This is a genomic window from Enterobacter sp. 302C9, assembly GCF_034106085.1.
Taxonomy (GTDB): Bacteria; Pseudomonadota; Gammaproteobacteria; order Enterobacterales; family Enterobacteriaceae; genus Enterobacter; species Enterobacter asburiae_B.
In genome coordinates this window covers 132,789-145,501 of sequence record NZ_JAWNBW010000001.1, presented here as the reverse complement: position 1 = coordinate 145,501, position 12,713 = coordinate 132,789, and the positions used below count along the sequence as shown (strand labels likewise).

At 52.4% G+C, this 12,713-nt stretch carries 13 protein-coding genes; 2 read left to right on the top strand and 11 right to left on the bottom strand.

From position 1 onward, the window contains the following. Positions 1-13 precede the first annotated feature (13 nt). Positions 14-709 (top strand): 7-cyano-7-deazaguanine synthase QueC, encoded by a 696-nt coding sequence (gene queC, locus UR289_RS00700; protein WP_023310577.1) that lies wholly within the window; start codon positions 14-16, stop codon positions 707-709. 2 nt (positions 710-711) lie between these two features. On the opposite strand, the gene UR289_RS00695 is transcribed toward queC, so the two are convergent. The 11 genes from UR289_RS00695 to bolA all read right to left on the bottom strand — a co-directional run bounded on the left by UR289_RS00695 (position 712) and on the right by bolA (position 11,792). Further along, positions 712-1,041: an addiction module antidote protein gene (locus tag UR289_RS00695; protein ID WP_047061240.1), complete on the bottom strand. Its 330-nt coding sequence runs from the start codon at positions 1,039-1,041 to the stop codon at positions 712-714. Further along, positions 1,028-1,381: a type II toxin-antitoxin system RelE/ParE family toxin gene (locus tag UR289_RS00690; RefSeq protein WP_143347468.1), complete on the bottom strand. Its 354-nt coding sequence runs from the start codon at positions 1,379-1,381 to the stop codon at positions 1,028-1,030. The genes UR289_RS00695 and UR289_RS00690 overlap by 14 nt, the downstream gene beginning before the upstream one ends. A gap of 48 nt (positions 1,382-1,429) precedes the next feature. Continuing rightward, a complete protein-coding gene (locus UR289_RS00685; RefSeq protein WP_024906822.1) occupies positions 1,430-1,828 on the bottom strand; it encodes a YbgC/FadM family acyl-CoA thioesterase in 399 nt (132 codons plus the stop codon). A 99-nt stretch (positions 1,829-1,927) separates the two neighbouring features. Continuing rightward, positions 1,928-2,308, bottom strand: coding sequence for a helix-hairpin-helix domain-containing protein (locus UR289_RS00680; RefSeq protein WP_064673450.1), 381 nt, complete (start codon positions 2,306-2,308; stop codon positions 1,928-1,930). Between the two features lie 148 nt (positions 2,309-2,456). Further along, positions 2,457-4,328 carry a peptidylprolyl isomerase gene (gene ppiD / locus UR289_RS00675; RefSeq protein ID WP_033144773.1) on the bottom strand — a complete coding sequence of 624 codons (1,872 nt, stop codon included), beginning with the start codon at positions 4,326-4,328 and terminating at the stop codon, positions 2,457-2,459. Positions 4,329-4,540: 212 nt separating this feature from the next. Next, entirely contained in the window at positions 4,541-4,813 is a 273-nt protein-coding gene (hupB, locus tag UR289_RS00670; RefSeq protein WP_002444653.1) for a nucleoid-associated protein HU-beta, read from the bottom strand. A 210-nt stretch (positions 4,814-5,023) separates the two neighbouring features. Then, a complete protein-coding gene (gene lon, locus UR289_RS00665; RefSeq protein WP_023334706.1) occupies positions 5,024-7,378 on the bottom strand; it encodes an endopeptidase La in 2,355 nt (784 codons plus the stop codon). Between the two features lie 182 nt (positions 7,379-7,560). Then, the gene (gene clpX / locus UR289_RS00660; RefSeq protein ID WP_023310570.1) at positions 7,561-8,835 is read right to left on the bottom strand and encodes an ATP-dependent protease ATP-binding subunit ClpX; all 1,275 of its coding nucleotides are present in this window, start codon (positions 8,833-8,835) and stop codon (positions 7,561-7,563) included. 126 nt (positions 8,836-8,961) lie between these two features. After that, positions 8,962-9,585, bottom strand: coding sequence for an ATP-dependent Clp endopeptidase proteolytic subunit ClpP (gene clpP, locus UR289_RS00655; RefSeq protein WP_010428105.1), 624 nt, complete (start codon positions 9,583-9,585; stop codon positions 8,962-8,964). A 260-nt stretch (positions 9,586-9,845) separates the two neighbouring features. After that, positions 9,846-11,144 carry a trigger factor gene (gene tig, locus UR289_RS00650; RefSeq protein ID WP_023310569.1) on the bottom strand — a complete coding sequence of 433 codons (1,299 nt, stop codon included), beginning with the start codon at positions 11,142-11,144 and terminating at the stop codon, positions 9,846-9,848. A 330-nt stretch (positions 11,145-11,474) separates the two neighbouring features. Continuing rightward, complete coding sequence (gene bolA / locus UR289_RS00645; RefSeq protein WP_021241655.1) at positions 11,475-11,792, bottom strand: transcriptional regulator BolA; 318 nt, start codon at positions 11,790-11,792, stop codon at positions 11,475-11,477. Between the two features lie 305 nt (positions 11,793-12,097). On the opposite strand from bolA, the gene UR289_RS00640 reads away from it, so the two are divergent. Next, a complete protein-coding gene (locus UR289_RS00640; protein ID WP_023310568.1) occupies positions 12,098-12,676 on the top strand; it encodes a lipoprotein in 579 nt (192 codons plus the stop codon). Positions 12,677-12,713: the final 37 nt, after the last annotated feature.

Sequence of the window (12,713 nt, the reverse complement as noted above, 5' to 3'; positions counted from 1 at the left end):
GTCGAGATGATTTATGAAACGTGCCGTCGTCGTGTTCAGCGGAGGACAAGACTCTACTACCTGCCTGGTCCAGGCCCTTCATCAGTACGATGAAGTTCACTGTGTCACTTTCGATTATGGTCAGCGTCATCGCGCTGAAATCGACGTTGCCCGTGAACTTGCCCTGAAACTGGGCGCACGCGCGCACAAGGTGCTGGACGTTACGCTGTTAAATGAACTGGCCGTGAGCAGCCTCACCCGCGACAGTATTCCTGTGCCAGACTATGAACCCGATGCCAGCGGCATTCCAAATACCTTCGTGCCGGGCCGTAATATCCTGTTCCTGACCCTGACGGCGATCTACGCCTACCAGGTAAAAGCCGAAGCGGTGATCACGGGCGTGTGCGAGACCGACTTCTCCGGCTACCCGGACTGTCGTGATGAGTTCGTAAAAGCGTTAAACCACGCCGTCAATCTGGGGATGGCGAAAGAGACGCGCTTTGAAACTCCGCTCATGTGGCTGGATAAAGCCGAAACCTGGGCGCTGGCGGACTACTGGGGCAAGCTGGACCTTGTTCGCAGCGAAACGCTTACCTGCTATAACGGTATCAAAGGCGACGGTTGCGGCCAGTGCGCGGCCTGTAATCTGCGCGCTAACGGGCTGAACCACTATCTTGCCGATAAATCCGGCGTGATGGCCGCGATGCAGAAAAAGACTGGTCTTAAATAGGGCTACTTGACCGTGCTGTCGAACAGTTTCACACCGGCAGCACGGGTGACTTTCATCAGCGTTGTCAGCGTTGGGTTGCCGTTATCTGATAGGGTTCGGTATAGCTGCTGACGGGACAGACCTGCTTTGGCAGAAATTTCTCCAATACCGCCTCGCGCTTCAATGACCTGACGGAGTGCAATGAGATAGGCGGGGATCCCCTGGTCTTCATAGATCTCTTCCAGGGCTGTTTGCAAATAACGCTGAGCGTAGGAAGGATTCTCTCGCAGCATTTTCACAACAGCATCATGGTGGCTAACGGAACTCGAATATTTTCGTTCAGTGGCGCTCATAGGAATGTCCTTTTGTTTGATGATCTATCCAGTAATCTATTGCCAGTTTGATATCCGCTTTTTGGCTCTTTTTGTCACCACCGATCAGTAACAATAAAACCTGCCGATTCTCTACTGAAAAATAGATTCTGTAGCCGGGGCCACTGTCGACTCGCATCTCCCAAACACCTTCCCTGAGATACCTGTAATCGCCAAAATTACGTTTTATCGCGCGGTTAATCCGCATAAGGATCCGGAAAACCATATCCGGATCCCTTCGATTCATTCTGGCTACCCACTCCTCAAACGGTACTTTCCCGTCACGGGTCCGGTAGCGTTCAACGACATAGTCCCTGTCCATTATTCTATCCCTGAAAAATCCTTTTGTCTTTTATAAGAGACAACCTTTCTAAGCGATCATCAACTCCAGCTTCTCCCGCAATTCCCCTTCCAGCGGCAGCGCTTTCTGCGTTTTCAGATCGATACAGACAAACGTGATCAACGCATCTGCGACTACCTGCCCTTCTGGATCGAGCGTCACCACCTGGCTTAAGACCCCGCTTTTGCCATTGATCTGTTGCACCTGGCTGGTGACCGTGAGCACATCACCCAGCACGGCTGGACGGCGGTAGTTGATGTTGATATTGACAACCACAAACGCGATGTTGTGCGCGGTCAGCCACTGAAAGCTTTCGCTGTTTTCCAGCCCGTCCCAGCGCGCTTCTTCAAGAAACTCAAGATAGCGAGCATTGTTCACATGCTGATAAACGTCGAGATGAAAACCGCGTACTTTGATTTTTGTCTGCATAGCGCAATAGCCTTTACTGTTATTGTAGGAAGAGAGGTCATAACTGGTATGACCTCTTTATCCTGGCAAAAATTTGCCGCAGTGCAAGAAATTGCGTAATTACAGCGTCAGGTGTGAGAGGTTGCGCTCAACCAGCGCGCTGCCCATGCCCGGCACCTGCTTGAGATCGTCGACCGTTTTGAAAGGACCATACTCTTCGCGGTAGCTGACGATGGCCTGCGCTTTTTTCAGGCCCACGCCGTTCAAGGCACGGGCGAGATCTTCCGCTGAGGCCGAATTGATACTGACCCGCGTACCGTCATCATCCGCATTTTTACCGGCATCTGTCGCTTTGGTTTGCCCTTGCACCGGCGCTGCCGCATCGGCCTTGCTCTGCGTAGCCTGTGCTTTGGCAGCAGGCGTCGCCGCCAGCGCGCCCGCGCTCATCCCGGTGGTGGCAATAGCCAGCGTAATTAACAGTGCTTTGATTCCACATTTCATGCTGTTATCTCCTTGTTTGTTGACAGCCACGTCACGATAGCCGCCAGTTAAAACCGGCACAAACAGCAGATTGCAGAAATGGAAAAGGCCGCGAAAGCGGCCTTTAGTTTTTGCAGAGCGTTACGAAAATCTGCGAGCAGACACGTAATTACTGCTGCTGAGTCATTACATCACCCAGCTTGATTTTGGCTTCTTTACGCAGGTTGCTCATCATGGCTTCGAAGGCAATCTGAGCATTGTTCTGGGTAATCCCCTGAACCATCGCTTTCTTCTGCGCTTCTGGCAGGGTACCGGCTTTCACTTCATCCAGCGCCAGCAGAACAACGTTACCCTGCGTATCGGTGGTGGTACCAAAGCTTGGCTTGTCCTTCGCAGGCAGAGTCAGACCAAACGCGGCCTGGCTGATTGGGTCCTGGCCGGTACGGCTCAGCGTTTTCGCTTCACCGAAGCTCAGGCCAGCCGCTTTCAGCGCATCTTCTTTACCCGCTTTCAGATCGGACAGAATCTTCTCAGCATCCAGTTTCGCCTGCTGTTCCGCTTTGTTGTGCTTAACCTGAGCGACGACCTGATCCTTCACTTCCGCCAGCGGTTTGACCGCTTCTGGCTTGTGCTCGCTGACGCGCAACACAAACGCACGATCGCCGTCGACGGTAATGATGTCAGAGTTACTGCCCGGCGTGCCGTTTTCGCCCACCAGACCACCGTTGAAGATGGCATCGGAAACCGGTTTGAAATTCAGCTCTTCCGGAAGGTTGTCACGACCAAACCAGCCTGTCTCAACCGCCTTCACGCCAGCCGCCTGCTCTGCGCCTGCCAGAGATTCGTTGTCGTTGCTGGCAGCATCGCTTACCTTCTGCTGCAGCGCGTAGTAGGCATCCAGCGCTTTTTCCTGTTTCACTTTCGCCGCGATATCATCACGAACGTCAGCCAGCGGCTTGGTTTTCGCCGCGGTGATGTCGTCCAGACGCACGACCAGGAAACCAACGGAAGACTTAATGACGCCTGAAAGCTGACCTTTCTCTTTCAGACCGGCATTTTTCAGCTCGTCAGGGGTGGTCGCGTCTTCCAGCCAGCCCATATCACCCCCGTTTTTCGCAGAGATAATGTCGGTGGATTTCGCTTTCGCAACGGTCGCGAAATCAGCGCCTTTGTTCAGCTCATCCAGCGCCGCTTTAGCATCAGCCTCGGTTTTCGTCTGAATCACGCTGTAGCGGTTACGCTGCGGCTGAGTGAACTGATCCTGATGCTGATCGTAGTAAGACTGGATTTCAGCATCAGACGCGGTTTCCTGCAGCGCGGCCGCATCCAGCTTGATGTAGCTCACGCGGAACTGCTCTGGAGAAACAAAGGAATTCTTGTTCTGCTCGTAGTAAGCGTTGACGTCAGCGTCGCTCACCTGCTGTTTCGCCGCCAGGGCGTTCACATCAATGGTCGCTTCGCGTACAACACGCTGCTGCGCCACCAGCGCGGCCAGTTCGTCCGTTTCACCTTTGAGCATGAAATCGGTGCCCACGACGGCATTGATGAGCTGCTGGGTGGTCAGCTGGTTACGCAGCGCCTGGGCGTACTGATCGGCCGTCATCCCCATCTGATTGACGATGCTGTTGTAACGCGCGTTGTCGAATTTACCGTTAGACTGGAAGGCCTGGGTGGAGAAGATGGCTTTTTTCACCTGCTCATCACTGATGCCAAGGCCGAGTTTTTTGGCATACTGATCAAGCAGCGCTTCGTCGATAAGACGGTTCAGTGTCTGTTGGCGCAGGGTCTTCATGTACCCTTCGTTCGCCGCCAGTTCAGAGAATTGGTCGCCCAGCTGTTGCTGCATACGGTTACGTTCACCGGCAAAAGCATTCTCGAACTGACCACGGCTGATTTCCTGGCCATTCACTTTTGCGGCGTAGTTTGCGCCACCGCCAATAAGGTAACTGCTCACGCCGGTCAATATGAACGACACGATAATGATACCGAAAATAATCTTGAGCACGAGACTGTTAGCAGCCGTGCGTAAGCTGTCCATCATGGTGTAACAACACTCCGCTGTAGGTGACTGGTTACCTGACGCTGACGGAAAATCCTGCCCGTCGCGCGTGAAGGCGTATTGTGACAAGAAAACGGGGCGATTGTCAGCCCACAACTCGCATAAACTCGCACAAATCAGGTCTGGACAAACAAAAAAGGCACATCAAATGATGCGCCCTTGTACTTTCCGGCTTCCCTGAAACGGGAAAGCAATCAGTTTACTGCGTCTTTCAGCGCTTTACCTGCACGGAAACCCGGCACTTTAGCAGCAGCAATGGTGATCTCTTTACCGGTCTGAGGGTTGCGGCCAGTACGGGCAGCACGCTCTTTAACAGCAAAAGTACCGAAACCTACCAGTGCAACGTCGTCCCCAGCCTGCAGAGATTCAGTAACAGAAGCAATTAAGGCATCTAACGCACGTCCAGCTGCAGCTTTAGAAATATCAGCACCCGCAGCAATTTTGTCAATCAGTTGAGATTTATTCACTGTTCTCTTCCTCTCTTTATAATTTATATCGCGCCTGAATCCTTCACAACGCGACCGCGCAGCAGTTATATCAGGCCTGCCATGACCTTACAACACCCGTTGTTGATGACGGACCTAATCAGCAATCTAAATTAGCTATACAAAAAAAGGCTGGCAAGTGCGAAATGACTTACCAGCCTTGTTTTTATTGACGCTCTTTGCGCGAGGTCACTATTTTGCGGTTACAACCTGCATTCCGGAGGGTTCATTCTGCAGTGCGAGACTGAGAACTTCCTCAATTCGCTTCACAGGATGGATCTGCAGGTCGGCAATCACATTGTCCGGAATCTCTTCCAGATCGCGTTTGTTTTCGTAAGGGATCAATACGGTTTTGATCCCACCGCGGTGTGCCGCCAGCAGTTTTTCTTTTAAACCACCAATCGGCAGAACCTGACCACGCAGCGTAATTTCACCGGTCATTGCCACATCGGCACGTACCGGGTTACCTGTCAGGCAGGAAACCAGAGCGGTACACATCGCAATACCCGCACTTGGGCCATCTTTCGGCGTCGCCCCTTCCGGAACGTGCACGTGGATGTCGCGTTTTTCGTAGAAATCAGGGTTGATACCCAGTTTCTCCGCGCGCGCGCGCACCACGGTCAGCGCCGCCTGGATGGATTCCTGCATCACTTCACCCAGCGAGCCGGTGTAGGTCAGCTTGCCTTTGCCAGGGACACAGGCGGTTTCGATGGTCAGCAGATCGCCGCCCACTTCCGTCCATGCCAGGCCGGTCACCTGGCCAACGCGGTTTTCGTTGTCCGCTCGACCGTAGTCGAAGCGCTGAACGCCGAGATAGGCATGCAGATTGTCGCCGTTAATCACAATGTGTTTTAGGCTCTTATCCAGCAGCAGCTGTTTCACCGCTTTACGACACAGTTTAGAGATTTCACGCTCAAGGCTACGCACGCCCGCTTCACGGGTGTAATAGCGAATGATGCCGATAATCGCGCTGTCCTCGACGGTCAGCTCGTTGGCTTTCAGCGCGTTACGCTCAATCTGTTTCGGCAGCAGGTGCTGCTTAGCGATGTTCAGCTTCTCATCTTCGGTATAACCGGAGAGACGGATCACTTCCATACGGTCCAGCAGCGGGGCCGGAATGTTCATGGAGTTGGAGGTCGCCACGAACATCACATCGCTCAGGTCGTAGTCCACTTCCAGGTAGTGATCGCTGAACGCTACGTTCTGTTCTGGATCAAGCACTTCCAGCAGTGCAGACGCAGGGTCGCCACGCATGTCCGACGACATCTTGTCGATCTCATCGAGCAGGAACAGCGGGTTTTTAACCCCCACTTTCGCCATCTTCTGGATCAGTTTACCCGGCATAGAACCGATGTAGGTACGGCGGTGACCGCGGATTTCCGCTTCATCACGTACGCCACCCAGCGCCATACGGATATACTTACGTCCGGTCGCTTTGGCGATGGACTGACCCAGAGAGGTTTTACCCACCCCCGGCGGTCCAACCAGGCACAGAATTGGGCCTTTAATTTTGTTTACACGGCTTTGTACCGCGAGGTACTCAAGAATGCGGTCTTTCACGCGTTCCAGACCGTAGTGGTCGGTATCCAGGATTTCCTGCGCCTGACGCAGGTCTTTTTTGACCTTGCTGCGGGCGTTCCACGGAACCTGCACCATCCACTCAATGTAGCCGCGTACAACGGTCGCTTCAGCCGACATTGGAGACATCATTTTCAGCTTCTGCAGTTCTGCTTCAGCCTTCTCTTTCGCCTCTTTCGGCATCTTCGCCGCGTCGATCTTACGCTTCAGCGCTTCGTTTTCGTCCGGCGCGTCGTCCATCTCGCCCAGTTCTTTCTGAATGGCCTTCATTTGCTCGTTCAGATAGTACTCACGCTGAGATTTCTCCATCTGCTTTTTCACGCGGTTACGAATGCGCTTCTCAACCTGCAGCAGATCGATTTCAGACTCCATCATCGCCATCAGGTATTCCAGACGTTCGTTAACGTCGGACATTTCCAGCACGGACTGCTTGTCAGCCAGCTTCAGCGGCATATGTGCAGCGATGGTGTCCGCCAGACGCGCAGGATCGTCGATGCTGTTCAGCGACGTCAGCACTTCTGGTGGAATTTTCTTGTTCAGCTTGATATAGCCTTCAAACTGGCTAATCGCGGTGCGAACCAGCACTTCCTGTTCACGCTCATCAAGCTCAGGCGAATCAAGGTACTCTGCCTTTGCAGAGAAGTGCTCGCCGTCGTCTGACAGAGTGGTAATACGCGCACGCTGCAGGCCTTCTACCAGCACCTTTACGGTGCCGTCAGGCAACTTCAGCATCTGCAAAATAGAGGCCACGGTCCCGACGGTGAAAAGATCGTTTACACCCGGCTCATCCGTTGATGCTTCTTTCTGCGCCACCAGCATGATTTTTTTATCATGATCCATGGCGGCTTCGAGGCAACGGATAGATTTTTCCCGCCCTACAAATAAGGGTATGACCATGTGCGGATAAACCACCACATCGCGCAACGGCAATACGGGGATTTCAATGCGTTCAGAACGCTCAGGATTCATAGAGCTCTCTCTTAGTTAGTGTCCGCCAGGTAAGCTGGTCATGTCACTGTGCTTCACATAACCATTAACATGTATCCAGTATATGGGGATGTTTCCCACACATTCAACGCTATGAATACGGAAAAAGTAAAGGGGAGATAAAATCCCCCCTTTTTGATTAACTGCTTGTATGATTTGGTTAATTATTCGCCAGATGCCTGCTGCGCTTCCGGTTTGCCGTAAATCAGCAGCGGCTTGGTTTGACCGCTAATGACGGACTCGTCAATCACCACTTTCTCAACGTCTTCCATCGACGGAAGATCGTACATGGTGTCGAGCAGTGCCGCTTCAACAATTGAACGCAGACCACGGGCACCGGTTTTACGGACCATCGCTTTCTTGGCAATAGCATCCAGCGCTTCGTCGCGGAATTCCAGATCAACGCCTTCCAGGTTGAACAGCGCCTGATACTGCTTGGTCAGCGCATTTTTCGGCTCTTTCAGGATCTGGATCAGCGCGTCTTCGCTCAGCTCATTCAGCGTTGCCACAACCGGCAGACGGCCGATGAATTCAGGGATCAGACCGAATTTGATCAGATCTTCCGGTTCAACCTGAGACAGCAGTTCGCCTTCGTTTGGTTTTTCGGACGTCGATTTCACCGTTGCGCCAAAACCAATGCCGGAGCCGGTTTCAACACGGTGGGAGATGACTTTGTCCAGACCAGCAAACGCGCCACCACAGATGAACAGGATCTTGGAGGTATCAACCTGCAGGAACTCCTGCTGCGGATGTTTACGACCACCCTGTGGCGGAACGGCAGCAACCGTACCTTCAATCAGCTTCAGCAGTGCCTGCTGTACGCCTTCACCCGATACGTCACGGGTAATGGACGGGTTGTCAGATTTACGGGAGATCTTGTCGATCTCATCGATGTAAACAATCCCGCGCTGGGCTTTCTGTACGTCGTAATCGCACTTCTGCAGCAGTTTCTGAATGATGTTTTCGACGTCCTCACCCACATAACCGGCCTCGGTCAGGGTGGTGGCATCCGCCATCGTGAACGGAACATCAAGCAGGCGCGCCAGGGTTTCAGCCAGCAGCGTTTTACCGGAACCGGTTGGGCCGATCAGCAGAATGTTACTTTTACCCAGTTCTACGCCATTGCTGGTGTCGCCGTTACGCAGACGTTTGTAGTGGTTATAGACCGCTACCGCCAGCACTTTCTTGGCCTGCTCCTGTCCGATGACGTAGTCGTCAAGGTGATGACGAATTTCATGCGGCGTTGGCAGCGCGCTGCGCTCACGGTGCGGTGCGACTTCTTTAATCTCTTCGCGAATGATGTCGTTACATAAATCGACACATTCGTCGCAGATATACACGGACGGCCCGGCAATCAGTTTACGCACTTCATGCTGGCTTTTGCCGCAAAAAGAGCAGTACAGCAGTTTGCCCGAACCATCTTTGCGTTTATCTGTCATGAGTCCAAACCTCTTTTTAAGTTCTTTGTGCCGCACATGACGACGCAAATGCCATTCTAAGACGCAAGCTGCAATCAGCAGCGTGCCGCCCTACCTTAGTATAGCGGCACACTCGCGTCGCGGGCATCAATTACGATGGGTCAACACGGAGTCGACTAAGCCGTACTCAACTGCCTCTGGAGCAGAGAGGAAGCGATCGCGCTCGGTATCGCGCTCGATCTGCTCGAGTGGTTGACCCGTATGCTGCGCCATAAGTTCATTCATGCGCGCTTTTACTTTCAGAATTTCGCGGGCGTGGATTTCGATATCCGTCGCCTGCCCCTGGTAACCGCCCAGCGGCTGGTGAATCATCACGCGGGAATTTGGCAAGCAGAAACGCTTACCTTTCGCCCCTGCTGTTAACAGGAATGCGCCCATAGATGCAGCCTGACCCATACAGATAGTGCTTACATCAGGCTTGATGAATTGCATGGTGTCATAAATGGACATTCCTGCTGTAATCACGCCACCCGGGGAGTTAATGTACAGGTAAATGTCTTTTTCCGGGTTTTCCGCTTCCAGAAACAGCATCTGCGCCACGATCAGGTTAGCCATGTGGTCTTCCACCTGGCCGGTCAGAAAGATAACGCGTTCCTTGAGCAGACGGGAATAGATATCAAAAGAACGCTCACCACGTGAGGTCTGTTCAATAACCATTGGCACCAGAGCCATATGGGGTGCAAAGTTATCTCGTTCGCCACTGTATGACATTTCCGTCTCCTGGATCAAAATTGAAAACACCTGCTGTACTGATTGTAACCTTACGGACGGATTATCAGCCAGTCTCATTCATCATGATTACGTACTTATGGGGTTCACAGTGCCCTATTTCAAGCATAACAACCTTTTGTTGTTACGCTAACACCGAAAGGGCGTTTTAGCACTCTTCCTGGGCTATCGCTGCGATAAAAAAAACCCGCTGCCGCAAGGCAACGGGTTTTCTGTTCAAACTTTAAACCGTTGGGGCGAAATTACGCCTGCTGGTTCATCAGTTCGTTGAAAGAGGTCGCTTTTTCGGTCACTTTCGCTTTCGCCAGTACCGCTTCAACAGCCTGCTCTTCCAGGGCAACGTTGCGCATGTTGTCCATCAGCTCTTTGTTCTTACCGTAGAACTCGATCACTTCTGATGGATCTTCGTATGCAGAAGCCATCTCTTCGATCAGGCCTTTCACACGCTCTTCGTCAGCTTTCAGCTCGTGGGTACGAATTACTTCGCCCAGCAGCAGGCCAACAACAACGCGGCGTTTCGCTTGCTCTTCGAACAGCTCGCGTGGCAGTTCCATCGCTTGCTGCTGGTTGCCACCGAAACGCTGTGCAGCCTGACGGCGCAGAACGTCGATTTCGCTGTCGATCAGGGCAGCTGGAACGTCGATTTCGTTGGCTTTCACCAGACCTTCGATCGCCTGAGATTTCACGCGGTTACGCACCGCGCCGTTCAGTTCGCGTTCCATGTTCTTACGCACTTCGGTACGCAGACCCGCTACGGAACCATCTTCCACGCCGAAACGCTTGATGAATTCTTCAGTCAGTTCTGGCAGTTCGCGCTCTTCAACTTTTTTCAGGTTGATAGCGAACTTCGCTGCTTTCCCTTTCAGGTTTTCAGCGTGGTATTCTTCCGGGAAGGTCACGTCGATGGTGAACTCTTCGCCAGCCTTGTGGCCTTTGATACCGTCTTCGAAGCCTGGGATCATACGACCCTGGCCCATCGCCAGTACGAAGTCAGACGCTTTACCGCCTTCGAACTCTTCGCCGTCTACAGAACCGGTGAAGTCGATGGTGACACGGTCTTCAGCGTCAACAGCGCCTTCTTTCTCTTTCCAGTTCGCCTGCTGTTTGCGCAGGGTATCCAGCATGCCGTCAACGTCTTCGTCAGTCACGGAAACAACTGGTTTTTCAACTTCGATAGATTCCAGACCTTTCAGCTCAACTTCCGGGTACACTTCGAACTCAACGGAGTAGGTGAAGTCTTCGCCCAGTTTGTATTCGCCTGGAACGTAGTTCGGCGCGCCGGCCGGATTGATTTTTTCTTTGATGATCGCATCAATAAAGTTACGGCTCATCAGTTCACCCAGCACATCCTGACGCACGGAAGCGCCATAACGCTGAGCAACAACATTCATTGGTACTTTGCCCTTGCGGAAGCCGTCAATACGTACTTTTTTTGCTACGTTGACCAGCTCGCTTTTCACAGCAGTTTCGATGCTGTCAGCAGCGATAGTAATCGTTACACGGCGGCCAAGGCCTTGAGTGGTTTCAACTGAAACTTGCATCTTGTTACCTCAAAAAAATCACAGTGCTCGGTCAACTCTGAATCTGTCTGTTATACCGGGATGCTCTCTTAGTGCAGATTCACATTCCCTGTCGCCAGAATCATCCCGAAGACATTCAATAAGACGCGGCATTATAGCGGCATCACTTAGGTGAGTCGAGAACGGTTGGGGCATGTTGCTGCGGCTTTTTTCACACTTTAAGGCTATTTTTAGTCTTAAAATCGCTCCATTCGCTCAAAACTCAGACAAAACAAAACGGCCCGGAGGCCGTTTTGAGGAAATCTGTAAGCAACATACTGGAAAAGCTCCAGCCGTTGCAAATCCGATTTATCAGGCGATAGTGCCTGCACCGCGACAGGGCGGCGATGCGAAAACCGTATCCTGCAGGCCTTCCCATTCCTTAATGGTGTAGGTATGCAGTGCCAGCGCATGCACGGTCGTGGAGAGTTCTTCCGTCAAGGTGCTGTAGATCAAGCGGTGTCGATTCAGGAAACGTTCTCCCGTGAAGCGATCGCTAACCAGAACCACTTTAAAGTGGCTTTCAGAACCTGCCGGCACGTTATGACGATAGCTTTCGTCGACGACTTCGAGGAACACAGGGTTGAACGCTGCCCTTAATTTATCTTCTATATGCTCACGTATCATCATGAAATTACTCCTCCGACAACGCCAGGATGTCACCCATCCCTTTAAATGTTAGCCGCTTTTACCGTTTCCATTACACCTTGACAACAAATATTTAGCTTTCGTCTGATTTTCTCATTCAAACGAATGAAGTTCACTGTGAGACTCATACGTTTTGTCATACACGGATTGGGAAAAAGGGTGATCTGGTCAGTTTTCGGACAAGGCGATGAATTTACATGCGTTGACCACTTCCCCTCGCCGTTGGCGATGTTATGATGGCGGCAATTTTTCTCTTTATATGCTTACGATTCGTTGAGAACCCGAAAATGTTAAAAAAACTCTTCTTTCCGTTGGTAGCCCTTTTTATGCTGGCAGGCTGTGCTACCCCACCTACCACCATTGATGTCTCACCAAAAATCACCCTGCCTCAGCAGGATCCAAGCCTGATGGGCGTCACCGTGAGCATTAACGGTGCCGATCAGCGTCAGGATCAGGCGCTGGCTAAAGTGACCCGCGATAACCAGCAGGTTACTCTCACCGCGTCCCGCGACCTGCGCTTCCTGCTCCAGGAAGTGCTGGAGAAACAGATGACCGCTCGCGGCTACATGATTGGCCCAAGCGGCGCGGTTGATCTGCAGATCATCGTGAATAACCTGTACGCTGACGTGTCTCAGGGCAACGTGCGCTACAACATTGCGACCAAAGCGGATATCGCCATCATTGCCACCGCGAAGAATGGCAACAAGATGACCAAAAACTACCGCGCCAGCTACTCTGTTGAAGGTGCCTTCCAGGCTTCTAACCAGAACATTGCTAACGCCGTGAACAGCGTGCTGACCGATACCATCGCCGATATGGCGCAGGACACCAGCATTCACGACTTCATCAAGCAGAACGCGCGTTAATCCCGCTCGCTGACCCGGTGTATCACCGGGTCAGTTT